General features: G+C 43.4%; 17 protein-coding genes and 1 riboswitch. Of the genes, 11 read left to right on the forward strand and 6 right to left on the reverse strand.

Annotated elements, in window-relative coordinates:
* The first annotated feature begins 42 nt into the window (after nt 1-42).
* From ECA1_RS08470 to efp, 6 genes are all read left to right on the forward strand, one after another.
* The gene (locus ECA1_RS08470; protein ID WP_060792230.1) at nt 43-2,496 is read left to right on the forward strand and encodes a glycogen/starch/alpha-glucan phosphorylase; all 2,454 of its coding nucleotides are present in this window, start codon (nt 43-45) and stop codon (nt 2,494-2,496) included.
* Between the two features lie 81 nt (nt 2,497-2,577).
* Nucleotides 2,578-3,339: a hypothetical protein gene (locus tag ECA1_RS08475; protein WP_005229660.1), complete on the forward strand. Its 762-nt coding sequence runs from the start codon at nt 2,578-2,580 to the stop codon at nt 3,337-3,339.
* Nucleotides 3,340-3,763: 424 nt separating this feature from the next.
* Entirely contained in the window at nt 3,764-6,754 is a 2,991-nt protein-coding gene (locus ECA1_RS08480; protein ID WP_060792231.1) for a WxL domain-containing protein, read from the forward strand.
* Nucleotides 6,755-7,117: 363 nt separating this feature from the next.
* Nucleotides 7,118-7,687, forward strand: a complete 570-nt coding sequence (locus tag ECA1_RS08485) for a DUF2179 domain-containing protein (RefSeq protein WP_005229664.1) — start codon at nt 7,118-7,120, stop codon at nt 7,685-7,687.
* A gap of 103 nt (nt 7,688-7,790) precedes the next feature.
* On the forward strand, nt 7,791-8,729 hold the full coding sequence (locus tag ECA1_RS08490) for a cation diffusion facilitator family transporter (RefSeq protein ID WP_060792265.1): 939 nt from the start codon (nt 7,791-7,793) through the stop codon (nt 8,727-8,729).
* A 74-nt stretch (nt 8,730-8,803) separates the two neighbouring features.
* Nucleotides 8,804-9,364: an elongation factor P gene (gene efp / locus ECA1_RS08495; protein WP_005229668.1), complete on the forward strand. Its 561-nt coding sequence runs from the start codon at nt 8,804-8,806 to the stop codon at nt 9,362-9,364.
* Nucleotides 9,365-9,422: 58 nt separating this feature from the next.
* Here the strand turns inward: efp and ECA1_RS08500 are convergent, their stop codons facing one another.
* On the reverse strand, nt 9,423-10,634 hold the full coding sequence (locus tag ECA1_RS08500) for a chloride channel protein (protein ID WP_060792232.1): 1,212 nt from the start codon (nt 10,632-10,634) through the stop codon (nt 9,423-9,425).
* A gap of 90 nt (nt 10,635-10,724) precedes the next feature.
* A riboswitch (Fluoride riboswitch) is annotated at nt 10,725-10,797 on the reverse strand.
* Between the two features lie 231 nt (nt 10,798-11,028).
* Between ECA1_RS08500 and ECA1_RS08505 the strand changes: the two genes are divergently transcribed.
* On the forward strand, nt 11,029-11,721 hold the full coding sequence (locus ECA1_RS08505; protein ID WP_060792233.1) for a hypothetical protein: 693 nt from the start codon (nt 11,029-11,031) through the stop codon (nt 11,719-11,721).
* 86 nt (nt 11,722-11,807) lie between these two features.
* On the opposite strand, the gene ECA1_RS08510 is transcribed toward ECA1_RS08505, so the two are convergent.
* Complete coding sequence (locus ECA1_RS08510; RefSeq protein ID WP_060792234.1) at nt 11,808-12,086, reverse strand: GIY-YIG nuclease family protein; 279 nt, start codon at nt 12,084-12,086, stop codon at nt 11,808-11,810.
* The gene (locus tag ECA1_RS08515) at nt 12,076-12,810 is read right to left on the reverse strand and encodes a tRNA1(Val) (adenine(37)-N6)-methyltransferase (protein ID WP_060792235.1); all 735 of its coding nucleotides are present in this window, start codon (nt 12,808-12,810) and stop codon (nt 12,076-12,078) included. The genes ECA1_RS08510 and ECA1_RS08515 overlap by 11 nt, the downstream gene beginning before the upstream one ends.
* Nucleotides 12,811-12,947: 137 nt before the next feature.
* On the opposite strand from ECA1_RS08515, the gene ECA1_RS08520 reads away from it, so the two are divergent.
* Nucleotides 12,948-13,583 carry a lysophospholipid acyltransferase family protein gene (locus tag ECA1_RS08520; RefSeq protein ID WP_005229679.1) on the forward strand — a complete coding sequence of 212 codons (636 nt, stop codon included), beginning with the start codon at nt 12,948-12,950 and terminating at the stop codon, nt 13,581-13,583.
* A 53-nt stretch (nt 13,584-13,636) separates the two neighbouring features.
* Here the strand turns inward: ECA1_RS08520 and ECA1_RS08525 are convergent, their stop codons facing one another.
* The 3 genes from ECA1_RS08525 to anmK form a co-directional block, all read right to left on the reverse strand.
* Nucleotides 13,637-14,728 (reverse strand): DUF871 domain-containing protein, encoded by a 1,092-nt coding sequence (locus ECA1_RS08525; RefSeq protein ID WP_060792236.1) that lies wholly within the window; start codon nt 14,726-14,728, stop codon nt 13,637-13,639.
* Between the two features lie 115 nt (nt 14,729-14,843).
* On the reverse strand, nt 14,844-16,139 hold the full coding sequence (locus tag ECA1_RS08530) for a PTS sugar transporter subunit IIC (protein ID WP_005229683.1): 1,296 nt from the start codon (nt 16,137-16,139) through the stop codon (nt 14,844-14,846).
* Between the two features lie 21 nt (nt 16,140-16,160).
* Nucleotides 16,161-17,321: an anhydro-N-acetylmuramic acid kinase AnmK gene (gene anmK, locus ECA1_RS08535; protein ID WP_060792237.1), complete on the reverse strand. Its 1,161-nt coding sequence runs from the start codon at nt 17,319-17,321 to the stop codon at nt 16,161-16,163.
* 254 nt (nt 17,322-17,575) lie between these two features.
* Here anmK and ECA1_RS08540 point away from each other — a divergent pair, with 254 nt between their 5' ends.
* From ECA1_RS08540 to ECA1_RS08550, 3 genes are read left to right on the forward strand one after another with little or no spacing between them, the layout of a single operon-like run.
* Nucleotides 17,576-18,697, forward strand: a complete 1,122-nt coding sequence (locus ECA1_RS08540) for an exonuclease SbcCD subunit D (RefSeq protein WP_060792238.1) — start codon at nt 17,576-17,578, stop codon at nt 18,695-18,697.
* 2 nt (nt 18,698-18,699) lie between these two features.
* Entirely contained in the window at nt 18,700-21,828 is a 3,129-nt protein-coding gene (locus tag ECA1_RS08545) for an AAA family ATPase (RefSeq protein WP_060792239.1), read from the forward strand.
* Nucleotides 21,829-21,844: 16 nt separating this feature from the next.
* Entirely contained in the window at nt 21,845-25,009 is a 3,165-nt protein-coding gene (locus ECA1_RS08550; protein ID WP_060792240.1) for a DEAD/DEAH box helicase, read from the forward strand.
* Nucleotides 25,010-25,033 lie beyond the last annotated feature (24 nt).

The raw sequence follows: 25,033 nt of genomic DNA on the forward strand, positions 1-25,033 counted from the left end.
TCTTCTTTTTTATAAATTGAATGCAAAAAGGAGTGTAACCCTATGACAAAAGAACGATTGCGTGAACTGCTAGAAATCAGTGTTCATGAACTCTTTGCGATTGAAATGGATGAAGCTTCACCGCAGGAATTGTTTCAAGCACTAGCCAATGTGGTGAAGCAAATGTATTCAGAAGACTGGCGTCAAACCAGAAAAAATCTCTTGTTGGAGGATCAAAAACAAGCGTACTATTTTTCAATCGAATTTTTGCCTGGCAAAATGTTAAAAAGCAATTTGTTGAATATGCAGCTGTTGGAGCAGGCCAAAGCCGTTTTTGAAGAGTTAGGCGTTTCCCTTGATGACGTTGCGGATACAGAAAAAGACATGGCTTTAGGCAACGGGGGCCTCGGTCGTTTGGCATCTTGTTTTATGGATTCCCTGGCTTCATTAAGCTTGCCGGGAAATGGGAACGGGATTCGCTATCGCTATGGATTATTTAAACAAAAATTTATTGACGGCCATCAAGTAGAATTACCAGATGATTGGTTACGCTCTGGGAATGTCTGGGAAGTCCGCAAAGAAAGCAAAGCGGTGCCTATTCGATTTGGTGGGCAGGTCTATCTCGTTACGGGAGAGGACGGAAAACTAGCACCGGTCTATGAAGGTGGCTTTACCTGGCGGGCAGTTCCGTATGACACCGCGATGGTTGGCTATCAGAATCAACACATCAACACACTGCGCTTGTGGAGTGTCGAAGTACCTGCTGAAGATGAGGCGCATTATGCGACATTGGAATCACGGCAAGCTTTAGAAAATTTGACTGCTGTTTTATATCCAGATGACTCAAACGAGATCGGCAAACGCACACGATTGATGCAAGAATACTTTTTTGTTTCTGCAGGCATTCAAAGTATCATTCGCTATTATAAAAAATCGAATCTGCCTTTAGCAATGCTCAGTGAACGAGTAGCAATCCATATCAACGACACGCACCCAGCACTTTGTGTCCCAGAACTGATGCGTATTTTAGTTGATGAAGAAGGCCTTGCTTGGGAACAAGCGTGGGCGATCACCGTGAAAGTCATGAGTTATACGAACCATACGATCATGGCGGAAGCCTTAGAAAAATGGCCAGTTCGCATGATTGAAGAAGTTTTGCCGAGAATGGATCAGATCATTAAAGAAATTGATCGGCGCTTTGTCGAAGGAATGCAAGGGGTCCATCCGCAAGCCTTACTGGATCGGACGCAAATCATTATTGATGATCAAGTCCATATGGCACATCTCGCCATCATCGGCAGCCATAGTGTCAATGGGGTAGCCAAGCTCCATTCTGATTTACTAAAATCAGTGGTACTCCATGACTTCTATCTCATTTATCCTGCCCGTTTCAACAATAAGACCAACGGTATCGCACAACGGCGCTGGCTTCAGCTAGCCAATCAACCATTAGCCAAAGTGCTGGATCAGTCGATCGGCACGAGTTGGCGCAATGACCCCTTGGATCTGCAGTTGCTCAAAAATTATTATGAGGACGAAACCGTTCTGCAACAAATTGCCGACGCAAAAATGAGTAACAAGCGTGCACTGGCAAAGTACATTCAAAAAGCAACGGGCATTACAGTAGATCCAACGGCAATTTTTGATGTGCAGATCAAACGCCTGCATGCGTACAAACGACAACTGCTGAATCTAATGCATATCTTGAAGCTCTACTTTGAGGTTAAAGAAGATCCGACTGCAGCGTTTCATCCAAGAGTCTTTATTTTTGGTGCCAAAGCCGCACCAAGCTATCACTACGCAAAATCGATCATTAAAGTAATCAATGAAGTGGCGAATCTGATCAATCATGATGAAACCATCAATGATAAAATCAAGGTTGTATTTTTAGAAAATTACAACGTTTCATTAGCAGAAAAAATCATTCCAGCAGCGGATGTCAGTGAACAAATCTCATTGGCCTCTAAGGAAGCGTCAGGGACAAGCAATATGAAGTTGATGCTAAATGGGGCAGTAACGATTGCGACTTTAGATGGTGCCAATATTGAGATTCGAGATGCGATCGGTGATGAAAACATTGCGATCTTTGGGTTGACGGAAGAAGAAGTGTATCAGTATTACGCCCAGCATAATTATTCTGCTTACACCTACTATGAGTCAGATCCAGTCTTGCAACGGGTGGTCAATGCCTTTATTGATGGGACGATCCCCAATATTCAAGTAGAAGGTCGAGAAATCTTTGATTCCCTTTTGAAATACAATGATGAATACTTTTTATTAAAGGATTTTCATGCCTATTGTGACGCGCAGCATCGGGTAGATAGTGCCTATCAGGATACGCAGCGCTGGCGTAAAGTCAGCCTAATGAATATTGCGAATGCAGGCAAATTTTCGGCAGATGAAACGGTGCGAAATTATGCTGCAGATATTTGGCAGATCGATCCATTATTTGCCCATGTCAAAGAACCGAATGCAGCAAGCTTGACTGAGACGGTGCCTCCAGCCGAATTTAGCTGAAGTGTCCTCATCTGAAATGGTGTAGTCTTTCGTGAAATTCTCCTTAATTTATGGTATGATGAAAAAAATGCATGTAAGAGGATGAGTACAGTGGCAAATTATTTAGATGTGAAACGAAAACACTTCCGTTTTCCTGCTTATGATGATACAGATGGTGTGAAGCTGCAATCCGAGCATCGCCCCGCATTCAGTAAAGCAGATGATTGGATTTTAACCGAAATCAAAGATTCCGTGAGTCATTCTCACAAGGAAGAAAATCAATCTTTGCAGCGTAAAGTGCAGTCCAGCCAACGCGATCGGGGGCACAATGTTCGTCAAAAAGAAGAGCTTGCCAATCACCGTGCCAACTTGCCTCAGTACGGAAAACGTCCGGTGAAAGAACAGATGCCAACAGGAAAAACCAATTTTTTTGGCAAAGAGGCGAACCATTCTTCTTATCAAGTGACCAGTAAGAAGGAAAAAGCTGAGGTTCCTGTTTCTTCGAAAAAAGAATATTCGGGGCGCTCTTACTTCGTACCTAAATATATTCCTGCATCAATTATTCCAGATGAGCAAAAACCTGAAATTACGCCGAACGATTTGATGGATGCAATGGCAAAAAAACAAGAAAGTTATTTGTTGTTTGATACGGAACCAGCAGCTTATCAAGTCAAAGAAGAAAATGATCCAACCGTCAAAAAATTCAATCGCCATCCCTCTGTTGGGATGACGCGCAGTGAGTTTCGCGCCAATAACAAAAAAAATGGTGAGAAAAAACGTTCCGTTTTAGATCGATCATTAAAAGGAATGATTGAAGACGATCAACAAGAAGAATCTTCAAATGGCTATTTTCGTTCTAAATAGTAGTGACAGTTACTCTTAATAGAAGTGGTCCTTTGATCATAACGATGAATGATTTCAGCTAGATGGCTAACATCTAGCTGTTTTTTTTGTGTGCCGAAACTGCCGATTTCACAAAATGCTTAGTCGAATTACATTTTTCACCGGCTGAGGAATATTCTGATTTTACTAAGCGATAGCGTGGGCTATAGAATAAAGTGAAACGATCAAAACCATCGTTATTTATAATGTTTGTTATTTTAATTGGCGATTTCTTTTGTCATTTAAAATCGATGGCAGGTCAAACGGTAACAGGATTGTGGTTTTCTAATCAGCTGTAATTGAAAAAGGGAAGCAAGCGTCCTGATGGCTAAAGCTGCTCTTTGGGAAGGACTGATCCATGATCGATTTCAAGGGAAAGATACGCTGAAAGGTGGGGCATCAACAAATGAACAAGAAAAAGAGAAAGGTATATTTCACTATCATTATTGGCTTACTTGGAGGACTCTACTTTTTTTCAACCATGAGTGTGTTTTCTTCAAACATTTTCTTTGCTGCTCAGCTGGAGGAAGACACGGTTGCGAGTGAAGCATTTGAACCGATACGAGAGAAAGAAGCCGAGGAAAGAGTTGCCATTTATTTTGATGAATCAACGAAAGCTGGGACTGTAGGAGACATGTTGCTAGTCGCATTTCATACGGACCGTCCCATTAATGAAATAGCGATCCGATTGCCGCAATCTGCGGTTATTGCTGAAGAGGAGTTGCCAAAGGGAGTCAAAATTACACCAACCACTGAAGAGAATGGGTGGAAACTAACGACCGATACCCCTAGAAGTGATTTCTTGGTTCCAGTGGTAGTTGATACAGCAGGGTCGTTTCCATTTGAGGTAGCAGAATCAATGATAATACTTGAGATAAAAGAAGCACGGGAGACAAACCCTACGGATACACAAGAGGATGACCAAACTGATTCGAGTGACTCCACTGATCAATTGGATCAAGAGGATCAAGTAGCAGAAGAGAAGGAAATAGAAAGCCAGCTTCCTGAGGCATCAGATTCTGATCCTGGCAATCTGTATCTTTTAGGCGACGACGTAAAAAAGAGAGGGGTTGCTAACTGGGTCGAATTTATGGCTGCAATGGTCGATCCGACGGTCAATTATATTTATTTGACAGCCAGTTTTCAAACGAACGATAATCCTCGTTTAGGTATTACGGGAATTGACGGCTGGAGCAGCAGCGCCAATCCTAATGGCGGATTAGCCTATGTTTATATCAATGCCTCGAGAGTTTCAAGAACGTTAATCATTGATGGTCTCGACACCTATCAGATGGATCTTAGAGCCGTTGCGATCTGTTTCCGCGATTCGAGTGTCAATCCTGATTCCCCATGGGACATTACCTTGCAAAATTTGGAACTCTACCATGGAAACTTTTGGGGGGCAATTGAATACCATGATTTGAACATGACAAATCAGCAGCGTTCAATCATTCGGTACCACAATCTCAACCATACTGGCAATCAGTTGTTTTACGGTTTGCACTCTCGAGCAAGCTTTTCTGGACATTCGGTTTCACACCAAACGCCTAGATATACATCAGACTTCAATGCTTCTTGGATGATTCACTCGAACATCCAAGCGAATTTTGAAATCAACCAAATAGAACTTCGTGAGGGAGCAAACGTCGAAATGTCGACGATCAGCTCAGGAAATCTTGATTTTTATAATACGAATGCGCGTCTCGTACTAGGGGATAATGCCCGACTCTCATTAAATGCCAACGGTTCAGCTGGTGAAGCAGGTGGTGCCAATATTCGGTTTGTCGCTGGCAATGGACGCATTGAGTTAGGAAAAGGTGCGGAATTGGCATTAAATACACAAAACAACAGTCCGGCAGTCATCACATCAGGCACGCCTCATGATATTCGCTTAATGGAAAAAAGTCGCTTGTCGGTTACTGCTGCAAACCGAACATTGTATAGTCATATTTTCTGGTTGAGTGCCAATACTCATGTAACCTTAGAAGACAGCAGCACCTTAGAGGTTGAAGCAACAAATCAAAATACAACCGCAAATATCTTCCACTTCTCTGGCACGACTGGCAATCTCAATGTTGGCAAAGATGCTACCTTAGATATTCGTTCGGACAGCCCTCAACCTGTCCAACGCCTACTTTTCTTTAGTGGTGCCAACAATCCCGCAAGATTGACGATCGACGATGCCAAGCGTGTCAATTTGCAAAGAACCCGCCCAATAACGACCACAACAAATGGTCTAATTGAAGGGGGAGGAATCACTGCAAAGAACCAGGCGATTCGCCAGTGGCGGCATGGAAATACAGGAGACCCATCTGATTTTCAGTGGCAACCGATTCTGTCCATGACTGCGGCGATTTCAGGAACCAATACCAATGTGACCAATGTATCTTCACTGAATGAGGACACAAGTCGAGGGGTTGCCGCGCAGTTTGCTTCTCGTTCACAACGTCTATTATTTGAGAGAATACCAGACATCACGGTGACCATCGATCCTTTGACAGAAGATAGAACCTTACCTAATGCCTATACGATTTCGGGAACTGCCAATCCTGGTAGCTACCTTCGATTTCAAAGAGAGGGGCTGATGCCAGAACCGACGCTTGAAACGACAGTCGATAGTGCTGGCAATAGCGGGTATTTTCACACACAAGCGGATGAAAACGGGCACTATTTACTTGATCTATCTGATTTAGAACCTTTCCAGTATTTTACACAAGGTGAGGTGGTCACCGCACAGGCATTTCTTGATGGTAAATGGGCAGAAGCATCAACCACTGTGGAACCCATTGGTGACGTTGACCCAAAAGATCCCCTTGATCCTGATCAACCGATTCTTCCTGAAAATCCACCATTGATACCAGAAAATCGCGGGTTTGTCAGCATAGACTTTGTTTCACAATTCGATTTTGGTACAGTACCGATTCGCTCGTCGACAAGCCGCTATCCGGCGCGTTCGCAACGAATTTCTTCAGTGGATGATTATGAATCAACCGAACGACCAAACTATATTCAGGTTTCCGATCGTCGATTTCTCCCAAATGGCTGGACCTTGAGTGCCCGTTTATCTGAGGAAGGGTTCGTTAGCACGGATGCGTTTAAGCACAACTTAAAAGGAGCGAGTGTGCATTTGAATAATATTGAAATGGTTACCTCTAGAGAAAATCCCTCTGAAGCACCAGACTACTTTGAAGCAATTGAGCTGGGACCGCAGAACCAAGTGATTGCACGTGCCAATGAAAAGCAAGGGGCGGGAACTTGGATTCAACGCTATGGAAACGAGCATACCATGCAAAAAAGTGTCGAGCTGGAAATCCCTATTGGCGCGAGGCCACAAGCAACAAGTTATCAAGGAACCATCCATTGGGAGCTGAGTTTCGTACCTGGTGCTGACGAATAACCCCTTGGAAAACAAGTAAATATGTTCTGCAATCGTGAATATGATCGAACACTGTAAAAGTTGATCAGACAAAAAGAAGTCCATTTGCCATTGGGCTTCTTTTTTTGTCTGAAACAAACGAGTAGTGGTTTACACTACTTTTCCCACTTTGGTGGATACGCTTTTCAATCAATAGAAGTGAGTGAAACCACAGGCAATGGATCGATGAGCAAAATCATGACACGGTAGTCATCAACGAAATCACCTAAGCACTTTGCCTTCTGCAGAATAAATTTAATTTAGTTATTTTAGTAATTAAATCCTGCTCAAATATTTTAATTTTCGCTTGCGTTTTGATATGCTAAGAACAAGGGGGAATCAAAGATGGAAGTTGATCTACAAATGCTGGCGATGATTTTCTTTATCAATCTCGCCTATGTTACATTGAACACACTGCGATTTTTATTGACAATGAAAGGGTATCGCGTGATTGCCCCATTAGTGAGTATGATCGAAATCACGATCTATATTTTAGGCTTATCTATGGTATTGGATCGTTTGGATAACCCACTGAATCTCTTGTTCTATGCATTAGGTTATGCTGCAGGAGTCAGTATCGGGATCAAAATCGAAGATAAGCTGGCTCTGGGCTATACAATGGTCACAGTGATCCTACCTAGTAATACAGATGAAGAAAAGAGTTTGCCGAAGATTTTGCGACAAGAGGGCTATGGTGTGACACAAAGCTTTGGTGAAGGATTGGAAGGCCCGCGACTGATTTTAGAGATTCTTTCCCAAAGAAAAAGTGAGAAAAAGCTCTATCAAACGATCAAAGCGGTGGAAGAGCGAGCGTTTATCATCAGCTATGAACCCAAGTATATCTCGGGTGGTTTTTGGACCAAAAAAATCAGTCGTAGAGAGGCGAAGTTGAAAAAGCAAGCACCTGTTGATTGAGGAACTAGAGGCAGCTTGATTCATTCGTGAAGAATAGTTGCATAATAAGCAGGGAGTTTATTGATGAGAGGAAGCGTTAGGTGTGGAAAAGAAAGCAAATGGCATGATGGCGGTCATCGCTGCACTGATCTCAAACATTTTGGTGGCGATCAGTAAGTTTGTCGGTTATGCCTTGAGCGGTAGTGCGGCCATGCTGAATGAAAGCATTCATAGTGTCGTAGATTGCAGCAATCAGATCTTTTTATTGATCGGTGATAAACGGGCAACAAAGGGACAAAGTGAACTGCATCAGTTTGGTGAAGGTCGGGCGAAATATTTTTTCAGCACGATCGTTGCGATGATGCTCTTCTTTGGTGGGGGCGCACTAGGCGTGATGGAAGCAGTGGAAAAGCTGCTGCATCCCGCCCATGAAGTCGGCAATACCTGGTTAGTGATCGCTATCTTGATTTTCGGGATGATCGTTGAAGGAAGTTCGTTGTGGATCGCAATCAAGGAGATCCGCGAGCTAAACGTCGAACGTCAACCAATCTATCGTTTTTTGAAAGAAAGTCGGCATAGTGAGATTTTGATCATTTTCACAGAAGACTTTTGTGCGGTGATCGGTCTGATGATCGCACTGATCGGAACGGTTTTAACAATGATTACCGGGAACGCATTTTTTGATGCCTTCAGCGGCTTATTGATTGGTCTTTTATTGATGGTAGCAGCGATCTTCTTAGCCCGCGAATTTTACAGTCTACTGATTGGGGAAAGTGTTACCAAACGTGATTTAGCGGTGATCAAACAAGCGTTTGAACGTCCCGATGTTGATCGCTTGATCGATGTGAAAACAGTCCATTTAGGGCCAGCAGAAATTTTGATTGCAGCGAAAGTCGATATTGCCGCAAAACAAGAAGAGGTCGGCTATGAGATCATTAATGATATCGAAGCCGAGATCCGACATCAAATGGCAGATAAAAAAGTCTATATTTATATTGAAACGGATGAGTACGATCCTCACTACATGGAGAAGCGGCGCAAACTTGTGCGACCTTCCCACTGATTTAGCTAGAATAAAGCTGTTTTTTTTGATACAATAGACAAGGATTATCACATAGTGAAGGAGATTTCAAAATTATGATCAATGCAAGTGACTTAAGAGCTGGAATGACGTTTGTTCAAGACGGCAAACTTATCAAAGTATTAGATGCCAGCCACCACAAACCAGGTAAAGGAAATACGGTTATGCGTATGAAATTACGTGACGTTCGGACTGGTTCGACTTACGATACAACCTTCCGTCCAGAAGAAAAATTTGAAAAAGCGCATATCGATACGAAAGCTGTACAATACCTATATACAATGGACGATACCGCATTCTTTATGGATCTGGAAACCTATGAACAATATGAAATTCCAGTTGAAGTGGTTGAAGAAGAAATGAAGTTCATTCTAGAAAACATGGAAGTAAAAATCCAATTCTTCGGCAGCGAAGTGATTGGCGTGCAATTACCTTCAAGCGTAATCTTGAAAGTTGTTGAAACACAGCCATCGATCAAAGGGGCAACTGTGACTGGTTCTGGTAAGCCAGCAACGATGGAAACGGGCTTAGTTGTCAATGTTCCTGACTTTGTTGAAGAAGGCGAAATGCTAGAAATCAATACAGCTGAAGGTACCTATTTAAAACGTGCAAAATAGCAAAAAACCGCGACTTGTTCGCGGTTTTTTCTTTGCTCTTGTTGTGTTCAGAAGTGGCTCATTGTCCCATTGCCGATGTTTTTTGTAAAGGATAGATACTATAAGGTTTACTGATAAAGTAGGCGACGGAGCAGACGATCACAAAGAAGGGTAGATTTTGAAAGCCAAAGACTTCTCCACCAATAAAGATCGGTGCAAATAAGGTGCTAGTGGCGCTGCCAAAAACACTGGCATAGCCTAGTGCTGCTACCAGTTCGATAGGCAGTCCGAACAGTGGCGCCAACACGACCCCCAAAGAAGAGCCAATCGCAAACAAAGGGGTGACTTCTCCACCCAAAAAACCAATGCTGATGGTCAATACGGTCAACACCAACTTAAGCAGCCAATCATAAGAATAGATCGGTTGATTCGTGAAACTCGCGCTGATCAAATTTGTTCCTAAGCCTGAATAACGCCCTTGATACAACAAAACAAAAAGCAAGACTAACGCCAATGCGCCAATCCCAATACGCCACAGTGGATTCGGGAAGCGCCGCTTCATGATGCGTTTCATCGTTTCTAAACAGCCCGCAAAGCTACCGCCAACCATACCAAAAATCAACCCAATCACAAGTAATTTCAGAAAAACAGGTATCGTCAAATCGACGGATTGAGGCAACATAAGACTAAATTTTTCTAAGCCTAACCATTGAGAAGTCGTACTAGCAGTGAAAGCAGCCAGCAAAGCAGGTAAGAGGGCATGATGACTGAATTTACCGATGACAAGCACTTCCAATGCAAAGAACGTCGCAGCGATGGGGGTTTCAAATAAACCAGCAAATCCCGCAGCCATCCCAATCATGATCAGGGTGCTGGCGTACTTTTCTATTCGCAGCCATTTTCCTAAACGATTGGCGATGGTGGCACCTAACTGAACCGCAACTCCTTCTCTGCCGGCGCTTCCTCCAAATAAATGCGTCAGCCAGGTTCCCACCATTACAAAAGGAATCAAACGCAGCGGAATATCTTTTTCTTCTTCCTGCCCGACTAAAAACACTAAGTTCATTCCTTGAGGACTCCGATCGCCATACTTTTGGAAAAGGTAAGTAAAGCAAATACCGATAATTGGTAAGAAGAGAATCAATGGCAAAAAATGACTTTCACGAAAGGCACTTAAGAACAGCAAAATTTTACCAAAGAAAGTGTCAACGGCTCCAGCAAGCACCCCAATCACCAGACTGAGCAAACCTAATGTAGTCAGTTCAAAATACGTTGTTTTTTGTTTCTTCATTTCTATCACGATCCTTTAAAAAATATAGGAATAATGCTCTTGCAACTATGACGAACGAGTGAAAATAAAAAATGACTACTACACACTAAAAAAGTGGTAGAAGTCATTAGCAAAATTGCGGTTTCAGTAAGAACTGAGGGAGACATTCATTCCCTATTAGCATCAATATTATCTGATAAAACCCTCGTTTTGTCAATGGATGCTGGTCGCGAAAAGCAGTCCATCTAATACTTATCTTTTATACATACTTATGGTAAAATTAATTTCATAAGAATTTACATGTGAATTGAGCGTCGGAAGAGTCAATGGCAAGAAAAGGGATGAAAGGACGATCCTTCTACTGGTTGACCAAGGGAAAAACAGTAGGTAGTGAGGAATCGAAGGGGAAGAAAGAATGGTTGCATTTATGACGATCGAAAAATGGCTGCAAAGTGAGCGTTTTTATTACGTGATCCTACCAATTCTCATGGTGGTTGGTCTAATTGCGTTATTAGGGTTCCTGATGGTTTTGCTTTATCGAGAAAACCGCAACCCAAAAGTGACGCTATTGCTTGGCGGCATAGTCGTTGCGTGTCTGCTAGGCTTTTTTATTGGAGATCAAGTGTATGGTGAATTCAAAACGTATAATGCGCTGATCACACCGAATATCCGTGACCGCGAAAAAATGTTTTTAGGCTATAAATATTACGAATCTGATACTACAGCAGTTTATCAGCGCATCCAAAGCAATGAAGCGATTGAAACTTTAGGGATCTATCAAGCAGTACCAGTGGAACGGGCGATTGAATTTCTTGGATCTGCTCATAACTCCGTATATTTTAAAATGGGCGCCCAGGTTTACTATGCTCGCTATCAACCGACATTTGTGGAAGAGGAAACAACCGCTAAACTGCAGGGGGTTCAATACCATTTGACTGATCCTTCCTTTGAAACGATCGGCTTCTATTCCGAAACCAACAACTATTTGACGGCAATTACGATTCCAAATACTCAAGAAACCCTCGAATATCAATCCGTCGATTCTGTGATCCCGCAAGAATTTGGGAAAAGTCAAACCCAATGGGCGTTACCGAATAGGAATGAATAACCATAAAAGAAAACTACCTAAGTAACGAAAGAAAGTTCTCTCAAGAGGGAATCTTCCGTGCGCAGGTAGTTTTTTTGTATGCTTAGTCAGATAACATTGCTTTTCCTATGACTGATTAGGTAGTCCTCTTTCTTTTTGCGAGACAATTTTTTGAAGGCGGCTTCTGCTTGAGTGGCTTCACTGCGAGTGGAAAAGCTTTCTGCATGAATCATTTGCAAAGGTCTGCGACTAGCAGGACGGGTATATTTTGCCCCAATCCCTTTGTTGTGCTCTAATAAGCGGCGACTCAAATCAGTGGTATAACCACCGTAGAAGGACTGATCGTTGCAACGCAAGACATAAAAATAATGATTCTCAGCAGCCATAGAGCATCGCCTTCACTTCTGAACTATAGGCACCTGTTTCATCATAGGTAATGAGAGGGGAATCAATTTTAAAGCCATCCGCCTTACCATCCTTGATTCCTTCAATCAATAAAATATTTGCCTCTTTGCCTACTTTCGGATAGACGAAGCGGACGCGTTTTGGGGCGATTCGATGGGCACGCATATGGTCCAAAATATCGAGAAAGCGATCCGGTCGATGAACCATCGCAAACCGTCCGTTCATTTTTAACGCTTTACTGGCGGTTTGGATCACTTCATCTAAATTTGTGGTGATCTCGTGACGGGCGATCGCTAAATAGGGATTCGGGTTTTTGATCGCCGTCGGTACATTTTTAAAATAAGGCGGATTGCAGACCAAAAGATCGACGGAATCAGGTTTGATTTTTTGAAAGAGGTTCTTCAAGTCCATAGGATAGACCGTCAGCTGGTCTTGCAAGTCGTTTAATTCGATACTGCGTTGCGCCATATCCGCTAGACGTTCCTGCAATTCGACCTGATAAATATGAGCGGTCGTTTTTCTGCTGATAAATAAACCGACTGCACCATTCCCTGCACAAAGGTCAACGACCACACCTCTTTTTGGCACTCTAGCGTAATTGGCTAATAAGACAGCATCTAATGAAAAAGAAAAAACTTCGGAACTTTGAATGATCTTGATGTCATCGGCATACAATTGGTCGATGCGTTCGTTCGGTTGCAACATGAAGCATACTCCTGTTCTAAATTCATTTCAATGTATTATACTACGATTAAGAATAATGGGAAACGCTAAAAAATGCTTGTCATTTAAACCGTTTTTTTGCATACTTGAATAGGAGAGAAATAGAAAGGAAAATGAGTATGTTTTTTCGCTTTATGCGCGGTGTGGTTCGCGTAGTATTATTTTTGATCAACGGCAATGCTCGTTATCAAAACAAAGAGGTTTTACCTAAAAATGAAAACTATATTTTAGTGGCTCCTCACCGAACCTGGTGGGATCCATTGTACCTAGCAGTGGCTGCTCGGCCAAAGAAATTTAGTTTTATGGCGAAAGAAGAGCTGTTCAAAAACCCGATTTTACGGTTCATTTTGATTCATGCCAATGCTTTTCCAGTCAAACGGGACAAACCAGGACCGAGTGCGGTAAAGACGCCAGTCAAAATTTTGAAGGAAACCGATCTTAGCTTGATCATGTTTCCAAGTGGTACGAGACACGCAACGGCTTTAAAAGGCGGCATGGCGTTGATCGCAAAAATGGCTAAGGTCAAGATCGTTCCCTCTGTTTATCAAGGACCGCTGACATTAAAGGATTTATTTAAACGCAAGCGAGTAACCGTCCGCTTTGGGGAGCCAATCGATATCAGTGACATCAAAAAGATGGACAAAGAGGGCTTGGCGGAAGTCGAACGGCGCATCCAGGGTGCATTTGACACACTGGATCAAGCGATTGATCCGTCATTTGTTTATCAAATCGATGAGTCCAAAAGAGAAGATTAATACCTAAGAAAAGCCGCTGATCCTTTTGTGATCAGCGGCTTTTTTCTAAAGAGTTAATCCAATAATTCGAAAGCAAATTTGGTCCATGGTTTCAAATATTCCAACAAAGGCAACTCCTCTTTGGGGATAGTGCCGACTTTGTTTTTTCGCACGTCTTGGTGAGGGGTCAAAACGATCTGCAATTCGTTTTTGTACTGACCAAAGGTATCATTGCCGATAACGATGTCCCCGTAAGCAAACGGTTCTTGGTTTGTATGAGGGAGGTTTTCGACGGGACGGTACTTCACCCGTGACTGTGTGGAACGAGCAACTAACGCATTACTATCACCGCGACGAAAATGATTGGTTTCAGCTAATATCCTCCGTTCGATTTCGCTGGCTTCTGCTTCTACGGAAACGCCAAATGTCAGTTTGTAGCGATCGATCGCCGCCAGAGCTTTCAGTTCTGCATCCGACGCATAGGCATTGCCAATAATCACCGTATCGATCAACCCAGAAGCAAAAAGCAGCTTCCCTTGCAGCGCCAATGGTAAATCTCGACAAGATTCTAAGGTCGGTAAGCCATCATTGACTTCCCAAGGGCCAATTTTGGCTGATTGACTAGTGATGAAGGCGGCTGTTTTCAACCCATATTTTTTAAAACGTTGACTGCAGCTGCGGAAAAAAGCCTCCGTTAAGCCTGTGCCTCGTTGGGGGTAAAAATTGTGGCAGCCATATAAAAAAGGTTCATTTGCTTGATAAGAAAGGATATTTTCTAAATAGTTCACATCATTACTCATATTCAATTCAATCGCCAAGCCAAATGGATTAAAGGTCAGCTGGGCTTCTTTATTGCCATCAAATCCTTGATCCAAGCGGATACCGTCCGCACCTAATTCTGCAAAGAAGCTCAGATCGTCATAAGAGATCGCCAAATCACTAAAAACAGCTGGCGAAATATCTAATATCGTTTCAAAGCCAAGGTTCTTGGCAAACCCGATAATCGAAGAGAATTTTTTTCTGACGGGCTCTTTGCCTTCACTGACTTCCAGCATACTCATAAATAAGCGCGAATAACCAAGGGCAGCAGCTTTTTTTAAATAGTCTTGATCCAGTAAAGGATCGCTATGGTCGGGGTAAATCGAAAGGCCAATTTCTCGTTTCAATGGTTTTCCTTCTTTCTAAAAAACCGCACGAAGCACCTCTTGGCATTGAAAAAGCTGCTGAGGAAGGCTTCTTCTGTTGTCTTGATGGGTACTTCGTACGACCATTATTTACACATTATTGTGCGACTGGTTGATTTTCTTTTTCTAATTCGTTTTTGTCATAGATTTTTACGAATGGGTAATAGATCAGAATCGATAAAAGAATCAAAAGAACATTCAGCACGATGGCACGCCAATCGCCGCCAGTCGCTAAGAAAGCACCAATTGGTCCAGGCAATGTCCAAGGGGCATTGACCGTGACGGCATTGACTAAACCTGCTGAGGTGGCGACCCATGCAATGACACCATTGATTAAAGGCGCAATGATGAATGGTGGGATCAAGATTGGATTCAAGACGATCGGTGTACCGAAAATCAGTGGTTCATTGATGTTGAAAATTGCTGGAATTAAGGCTGTTTTTCCTAGTTTTGAACCGAATTCTGATTTGGTGCGAAACGCTAGCAAAATCGCCAAACCAATCGTTGAACCAGCCCCACCAATCCAGATAAACCATTGATAAAATGGTTCGGCTGCGATATTGGGAATCATATCTCCTGAAGCAAGCGCAGTTGTATTCCCTTCTAACAACTGCAACCATAATGGTCGAGCCAATGATCCAACGATAGAAGCACCATGGATCCCGAATGACCAGAAGAAGGTCGTCAAGAAGGTGATCAATAGCACACTTGGCAAGGTGTCTGCGGCACTGACTAAAGGATCGACGACTTTTGCCACGATCGTGTGCCAGTCAAAGCCGATATAGTAAGTGATCGCGCCCATTCCTAAAATAATGACTAAGGTAGGGGTCAAGGCTTCGAAAGAGCGAGCGACTGCAGGTGGGACTTGTTCTGGCATCGTGATTTTAAATTTCGATTTGTCCGTTAACCGATAGATTTCAACGGCAAGAATCGAGGTGATGATCGCCACGAACATACCAGCACTCCCTAAGTTGGCCATTGGCAAGACAAAGCCGACCGTTCCAGCAGCATCCAAGGCTTCTGCTGGGATATTGACCGGGGTGAAGGTCAGTAAAAAGGCGGTCGTAGCTAGGATCCCGCCAGAAAGACCATCAAGCTTATAAGAGCGAGAAAGACTGTATCCAATCCCGAATGCCGCATACAAGCTCATAATGTACATCGTCATTCGATAAGGCAATAAGATCGTTGTGGCATTACTAGACAAGAATTGATAGATGCCCCAACTTTGAGGCAGCGGTGGAAAGGCTAAAATCATAAAGAACGAACTGACGATGATCAATGGCAAGGTTGAGACGATCCCGTCACGAACCGCCCGCAAGTGACGCTGGCTGCCAAGTTTTTCCATCGGTCCTGCCAAATGGCGCTCGATGAATTGAGTGAATTTATCTAACATGGTTTATCCTCCTAAGGTGTTTTACATTTTTGCTTCCCATGGATTCGGAATGATTTTCCCTAAGATCACGCCTTGGGATGCCCCGGTTGCTGCAGGGGCATTGTTGACACGGCTGTGAAGGGTTTCATTTCCTAATATGGCAAAAGCCACCGCTTCTTTGGCATCGTTGGAACCGCCAATGTCATCTTGTGTTCCAACGGCTACTGATTCTGGTAAATAGCCTTGGATCATCTCAATCAGCAGATGATTGTGGGCACCGCCGCCCGAGAGAATCACTTCCATATCGTTTGTTCCCAACTGAGGAAAAATGAACCGTTGGTAACTGTCAGCAATGGAAAAAGCGGTAAAATCGGTTAAAGTCCTCACCAAGTCTTCAGGTGCTGCTTCGGGATACTGGGTCAATAACTGCTGCACGAATTGTTTTCCAAAAAGCTCACGCCCGGTGCTTTTCGGCGGTTGCTGGGACAAATAAAAATGAGTTCTTAATTCCTTTTGCAAGGCTGGTATAATTGCTCCCGCACGGGCTGTTTCACCAAACGCATCATAAGGCTGACCGAATAGCTGAACCATTAATTCATCGATGACCATGTTTCCTGGACCTGTATCAAAGGCATACAGCTCGTTTAAGCTGCCACTTTTTGGTAGTACAGTAACATTGCCGATGCCGCCAATATTTTGCAGCAAACGATTTTTGGTGTCTGATTGATAGAGCAGATAGTCTGTATAAGGAACAAGAGGGGCGCCTTGACCGCCAGCAGCCATATCCATCACTCGAAAATCGGCGACGACTTTCGTTTGTAAGCCATAAGCGATAATTGAAGGTTCGCCAATTTGCAAGGTGCTGTTTTTCGCTGGGTCAGCATCGGGGGAGTGCCAGATCGTTTGTCCGTGGCTGGCAACAAAATCAATGCTTTTTTCTTCAATACCAGCTTTTTGGCAGAGGATTTGACACGCTTTCAAAAATTCATACCCTAATTCAGTATTTAATTGGCAGATGAGGGGAACATTTGATTCCACCGGATCACAAGCGGTTTTTATTCGCTCCTTCAATTCTTCACCAATGGGCAGCGTGATCATTTCCATCAGCTTTACGTCAGTTTCGGTGCCGCTGCCATTGATTTTTACTAAAGCAGCGTCGATCCCATCCAAACTGGTTCCTGACATGAGTCCTATTGCAAGCATATCGTTTCTCCTTTCTTTTAGAATAGTGATGAAAGCGATTGTTGAATTCGATTTCACACTCATTGTAAATGAAGTGTAATTATATTTCAAGATATAAATTTATAATTGAAAAAACATTTCAACATAATGATGTCAGGTGTTCGCTCTTTTTATCAAAAATGAGTGGTAAGTGAAATTTCGCTGGCAGAGAGATGTCTAACGATCAGGGAAAGTGGTATAATGGTTGGAAGGATATTTTTTAAGAAGGTGAAGAAATGCGCTTTATACATACAGCTGATTGGCACATCGGAAAAAAACTACATGGCTATGATTTGCTGGAGGACCAGCGAGCAATTATCGATCAAATCATTGCGATCGCTTTAGAAGAAAAAGTCGCTGCCATCGTCATTGCAGGTGATCTGTATGATCGTTCCGTTCCCGCTGTCGATGCAGTCAAATTATTGAATGAAAAAATCGCAGAAATCAATCTAACGAATGAACTGCCTTTATTGGCTATCTCAGGAAACCATGATAGCCCAACGCGGCTAGAAACCGGTAGTCAGTGGTTTCAACAAACACGCTTTTACCTGTCCACCAGCATCGAACAAAGTTTGCACCCGGTTGAGTTTGACGATACACAGTTCTTTTTACTGCCTTATTTTGAACCGATCGAGGCGCGCTTGTTTTTTGATGAACCATTAATGAAGATTTCTGATAGTGTCCAAAGAGTCATTGAGGAGATGACCAAGAACTTTGACTCGTCCAAAAAGCAAGTGCTAGTGACCCATTTTTTTGTGGCGGGTTCTAGCCAAACAGATTCAGAAACAAAAATTCAAGTTGGCGGATTGGACAGCGTACCGACCACCGCTTTTGCGCCATTTGATCGAGTCGTTTTGGGGCATTTACATGCCAATACCGCCCTGAAACATCCGAAAATCGGGTACAGTGGCTCTCCGCTGAAATTTTCCCTTTCTGAACGGACGAACCAAAAAGGGGTCTATCTTGTGGATACTGTAAAAGACACCAATGAATTTATTCCCCTCACACCAAAAAGGGATATCCAGCAACTGACGGCTTCCTTTGAGGAGTTGATCGATCCGGTTTTTTACCGTGATCTAAATCGTGAGGCGTTTTGGCATTTTCTGCTGACGGATCGTGCTGTGATTCCAAATATGATGAATCAGTTGCGAAAAATCTATCCATTTATTTTGTCTGTCGAACGGTTGAATGGACGAGAACAGACGAAAAAAAGACAGCTAACCACACGAGAAACCGACCCGCAGACCTTGATCAGTCATTTTTTTCAAGAAATGACGGGAGATTCATTGCTCGATGCACAAACCAAGTGGATCGAACAAGGATTAAATGAAGCATTTGTCGTGGAAAAGAGGGAATAGTCATGCAACCGAAGTCTTTACAAATGAAAAATTTTGGTCCATTCATTGATGAAAAATTGGATTTTAGTCAGCTGCAAGCTGGCGGTTTGTTTTTGATCAGCGGCAAAACGGGTGCAGGAAAAACGACGATTTTCGATGGCATGACGTTTGCCTTGTTCGGTGAAACATCGGGGAATCTGCGCTCAGGCAAAGAAATGCGCTCGATGTTTGCTTCACCAACCGAAGAGACCAGCGTCACCTTTACTTTTGAACATCAGCGTTTTACCTACCAGATCCAACGGAAACCGGAACAGACCTTAGCAAAAAAACGTGGTGATGGGGTCACCAACCAAACGGCAAAAGTCCAGCTGACGATTTTTGACGCCGAAGGCAAAGAGAAAAAGCAGATCAGTAAACGCACAGAAGTTGATGCATTTATCAAGGATCTGCTGCAGCTGGATGCCAAACAGTTTTTTCAAATCATGATGTTGCCGCAAGGAGAATTTCGTAATTTTCTGATTGCCAGCAGCAATGAGAAAGAACGCGTTTTACGGAATTTATTTGGCACGGAAATGTATCAACAATTTAATGAATGGTTGAAAGAGCAAGTCAAAGCACAAAGTAAAAAGCTTGAGCATCAGCAGCTGCTCGCCTCGCAAATCATGGAGCGCTTTGAATGGGAAGAAGCGCAGGAGGTTTTAACGGTTGCGGAAGGTCTGACTTTGTGGGCGCAGGATTTAGAAAAACAACAAGCGCAGCTTCAGCAATTATTGCACAAAAAAGACCAAGCGATCCAAGAAATGAAAGCTGCGCAAGATGCTTTTTACCGTGCAAAAGAAATTGAAAATGCACGGATCGAATGGCAAGGTCTACAAGAAAAAGCCCGAGAGCTGCATGCTAAAAAAACCGAGATTGCTCAGAAAAAAGCACAGTTGAACCAGTTGGTGTGGGCGCTTGAACATCAAGAAATCATGCAGCAAAAAGAAGAACGAGTGAAAGAAGCACAGCAAGCTGCTCAGCAAATCAACGAAACAAAGCAGCAGTTGCAAGAAATTCAGCAGCAACAAGTAAGCTGGCAAGACCAACGAGCGTTGATTGACGGCATCAAGAAAAAACAGGAAGCTGCTAGTCAAAAAGTTCAACGAATCCAGCAGCAGATCCCGCTAGCACAGCGTACACAAGCGCAGCAAGAAGAAGTGGCGCAACTTGAAAAAGCCGCACAGCAACAGACCACCGAATTAACGAAGATAAACCAAGCGCAAGCAAGTGCCAAAGCGCAAGCGCAGCATCTGGTAGAAGAAATCGAAACCTTGCGAGGGTTTCAAACAGAAGCGGTGAAATTGGTAGAAACGCAGGCTCTGGTCGAAAAATGGCAGCAAGCAAAAGCGCAGTTTCGTGAAGCCGAGCAAAAAGCAGGGGAACAGCAACAAATTCATTCGGAGTTAGTTCTTGAACAACAGCAATTAGCAGCATCCTTGCTGGAGCTGCAAAAAACGTTAAAACAAGAAACCAGTCAAAATGCTCGAATGCAAATTGCTCGGCTTCGTCTATTACTGGAAGAAAATGAACCCTGTCCGGTTTGCGGATCATTGGATCATCCGAATACACAGGAGCACACGACCTATCGCATCGAAGACATCATTGCCAGTGAACAAAGACTTGAGCAAACACAAGAAAAATTGACGAAGATCCAGCAGCAAGTATCGGCAAATCAAACGCTGCAGGAGCAAGCCACATTGCGAATCAGCGAATGGCAAGCCACCAGTGTTGCTGCGCAGAAGCAAGTGGCATTCGCTTGGACTGCAGTTCAACAGGCATTTGCTGCCTTGCAGCCGATAGAAAACCAAGAGACGATTACCGAGGAAACGACGGTAGCGGAACTAAAGAAACGGCAATCTTTCAATCAACAAAAAGCCGCTTCTTATGAAGACGCACAGAAGAAACATCAGGCAGTAAATGAGAAATTAGCAACGTTAAATGAGTCCTTTCAGCAAGTCAGTGAGCAAGCGAAAAAAGCCCAAGAAGCGCGTCAGCTTGCGGAGGGGAAATTGGCTTCTTTACAGGAACAACTTGCAGGCGCAACGTATGAACAATTACAAGCCGATTTAACAAAAACCAATGGTTTACTGAGGGAATATACGCAACAAATTGAGGCTGATGCCCGACAAGAAGCGCAGCTAAACGAGCAGCAAGCGATTCTTTCAGAGAAGCTGAAAAATCTGCAGCAATTTTTTGCAGAAAAGCAAGCGGCTAAGACAAAAGCAGAACAACGACTGACGCAGCGACTCCAAGAAGCTGGTATGACGGAAGAAACGATGCGGGAATTGATTGCCCAAGCCGCTCAAACAACCGTTCTCTCAGAAGAAATCAAAACCTATGAGCAAGAAACGGTGTTTGTTCAGCAACGGCTAGCATTGTTAGATGCACAGTTAAAAGAGCAAGCTGCGATAGATTTAAACCATTTGGAAGCTGACTACCTTCAGTTGCAGACCGTGATGGAGGAACTACAGCAAGAAACAGTTCGCAAACAGGAGAAAGTCAACGTCAATCAACGGTTGTTTGACGAGCTGCAGGTCATTTATCAGCAAAATGTCGAAGAACTGGCCCAATTAGGCCAACTTCAGCAGTTGGCAGAAACCATCAACGGCGAAAACGTCAAAAAAACCAGCTTGGAACGGTATGTACTGCAGCAATTTCTGACAGAGATCTTAGAAGTCGCCAATGAACGCTTGGCTCGGTTGACTCGTGGCCGCTATCAATTTGAATTAGCGGATAAAGTCGGGAGCTATCGAAGCTCAACAGGCTTAGAAATTGACATATATGACGATAATGCGGGACAAGTCAGAAGAGCTCATACACTTTCAGGCGGCGAAAGCTTTATTGCTGCCTTAGCGTTGGCGATCTCTTTGGCGGATGTGATCCAGCAACGAGCTGGTGGGATCGAGATCGAAGCCCTCTTTATTGATGAGGGCTTTGGATCGCTTGATGAAGAATCATTGGAAATGGCGATGGAAGCATTAGAAATGATCGAAAATGAAGGGCGCATGATTGGGATCATCAGTCATGTTCGAGAACTGCGGGCAAGAATCCTGCAGCAAGTTTTCGTAGAAACTAACGGCAGCGGGCAAAGCCGGATCCGAATAAAAGAATAAGGAGAGGAGGGCTCTTATGAAGTGGAGTATTCCAGAAAAAGTAATTGAGCGTGGCAGAACGTATGTCAACGAAGATCGCGTCTTATCTGTCACACCAGACAAAGAAAAAAATGTGTGGCACGCAGAAGTATTGGGGACAGAATTGTATTTAGTGACCTTAGATGCTACAGCCAAAGAGGTAGATTATTGCCAATGTCCGTACTGGGAAGAGCATCATTATTGCAAACACACGGTGGCAGTCGAACTTTATCTACGCAAACAAGGGAAAACACGAAAAATCAATGAGCAAACCCCCATCAAAAAAGCCTTTTCTGCTTCAGAGATGTTTTCCAACGGCTTTGCCCGCTTAGGGAGCGAAAAAGAAACGAGCCAACCCTTACAGGTTGAATTTCGGATAGATACCATCGCCACCAATCCTTACCATCAAGAAATGGATATCTTAGGGATTTCCCTCAAAGTCGGCCATCGTGGCACCGCACGGACCTATGTCGTTAAAAACATTTATAAATTTTTGCAGATGTACCAAGAAAACAAGCAGTACGCAGCGAATAAGCAGCAGACCTTCTTTCTATCTGCGGATGCCTTTGATGAGAAAAATCGAGCCTTGTTGAATCGATTGGCAGGAATCGCGCAAACGCAACAGTTAATCGGGCAAGCAGGCATTCAGATCAGTGGTAAACTTGACAAAAAGTATTTGCTGCTACCAGTTGAGTTCGGCAAAGAATTGTTGTTACAGTTAAACGAAGTCTATACGCAAATAACCATTGGTGAAACAAAAGTCAATGAAGCCGATTTTCAAATCGGTGAACCTTTGTCGTTTTCAGTCACAAAACAAGAGGATCATTTTCCGCTGGAATTCGTGAAAGATTTTGACCATTTACTTAGCTATTATAATTGGGGTCTGCTGGATGGAACCTTTTATGAACTGACTGTCGAACAAAAGGAAATCTATGTCACGATGCAACAGTTGTTTAAACGATTTGAACAGCCAGTCATCGACTATCCGAAAGAAGAACTAGCGAATCTTTTTATGAAAGTATTGCCTTATTTGCGAAAAATCGGGCGTGTCCAAGTAGCACCTGAAGTTCAAAATGAAATCGAAGAGTCTGAATTGAAAGCTGTCTTTTCGTTACGGAAAATCAAAGGACAAGTCGATTTACAAGTAGACTTCACTTATGGAGAAGTCGTTTTTTCAAGTGATGAAAAACATCACTATATGCCAGAAAATCATCCCGAGATTTTACGTGATTTTCAACAAGAAGCACGAATTGAAGCGATTATTGAAACCTTTGGCTATCAAGCGAGCACTAAAAATTGGCAAAAAAGCTTACCTGCGGGGGAACAACTTTATACCTTTTTTACAAGGGAGATCCCTGTTTTAAGGCAATTAGGTGAAGTCCGTATCGGCAAGAAGCTGCGGGAACTTTACCTTGACGCCCAACACCATCGACCAGAAATCGTTATCGAAGAAAATGGTTCTTGGTTGGATATCAAGTTTGATGTCAGCGGCATTCAAGAGTCAGAGATCAATGAGGTCTTGCGCAGCCTGTTACAGTCTGCACAATTTTATACCACAGAAAATGGGCAAGTCCTTTCATTGGAATCGGAAGAGTTTCAAGAAGCAAGTGCTGCCCTGAAAAAATTGCGTCTTTCACTAGAAGCGAAGGATGGGGCGATCCAAGTTCCTTTGAATCAAGGGCTGCTCCTGCAAGAGCAGTTTGCTGATCAAGCCAGCTTTAGTGCCGGTTTTCAACAAATGACGGAAGACTTGATCCATCCAGAAAACTTTGAGGCGCAGCTGCCAGAAAACTTGCATGCTGAGTTGCGGCAATACCAAGAAGTTGGGTTCCGTTGGCTAAAAATGTTGAGCCACTATCAATTTGGCGGTATCCTTGCCGATGAAATGGGGTTAGGGAAGACCGTTCAGACGATCAGCTACTTACTTTCAGAAAAACAAGAGAAACAAAAATTGAATGTATTGATCGTGGCACCGGCGAGTCTAACATTCAACTGGCAACAAGAAATCAAACGGTTTGCGCCAACGATTTCTGCGTCTGTCATCAGCGGAACGAAAGAAGAGCGCGAAGGGCAGATGGCGCAGCCAGCGGACGTCCGCATCACTTCTTATGCAAGCTTGCGGCAAGACATTGATGCTTATCAAGCACTAGATCTGACTTGTTTGATTTTAGATGAAGCGCAAATGGTCAAAAACAGTGCGACCAAAACGGCACAGGCCTTGCGCTCCTTGGAAGTTCCACAGCGATTCGCCCTCAGCGGCACACCGATCGAGAATAATTTAGAAGAATTGTGGTCCTTGTTCCAAATGATCATGCCAGGATTTTTCCCGAACAAGCAGAAATTTAAAGAACTGTCTACACAAGAAATTGCGAAAATGATCAAACCCTTTATTTTGCGAAGAGACAAAAAATCCGTGCTGCATGATTTGCCGCAAAAATTGGAAACAAATTATTACAGTGTTTTAACAGAAGAACAAAAGAAAATCTATTTGGCGTACTTGCGGCAAATGCGGGAAGAAATCGCGCAAATGGATTCTACGTCTTTTCGTAAAAATCGAATCAGTATCTTAGCTGGTTTGACTCGACTGCGGCAAATCTGTTGTGACCCACGATTATTCGTGGAGGATTATGAAGGGTCTTCTGGGAAACTTGAACAGGTCAAAGATTTACTCTTAGCAGCCAAAGAAAATGGGCGTCGTGTGCTGTTATTTTCTCAGTTTACTAGCATGCTTTCGATCATTGAAGAAGAGCTAGCACAAGAAGGGTTTGAGTCCTTTTACTTGCGAGGCAGCACACCGCCGCAAGATCGTTTGACGATGGTTGATGCCTTCAATAGTGGAGAAAAGGACGTCTTCTTGATCTCGTTAAAAGCAGGAGGAACAGGACTGAATCTGACCGGCGCAGACACCGTGATCTTATACGATTTGTGGTGGAACCCGGCGGTGGAAGAACAAGCCGCTGGACGAGCCCATCGGATCGGTCAAAAAAATGTTGTCGAAGTCTGGCGAATGATTGCTGAAGGAACCATTGAAGAACGAATGGATGCGTTGCAACAAGAAAAACGTGAGCTTTTCCAAAAAGTGATCCAAGGCAATGAAACACAGCTTCAACAAATGACAGAAGAAGATATTCGCTTGATATTGAGTATCGGCGAAGAAAGTTAGCCAATCAAAAAGATGGACCTGCCG

This window comes from Enterococcus casseliflavus NBRC 100478 (assembly GCF_001544095.1).
In the GTDB taxonomy this organism is placed as follows: domain Bacteria; phylum Bacillota; class Bacilli; order Lactobacillales; family Enterococcaceae; genus Enterococcus_D; species Enterococcus_D casseliflavus.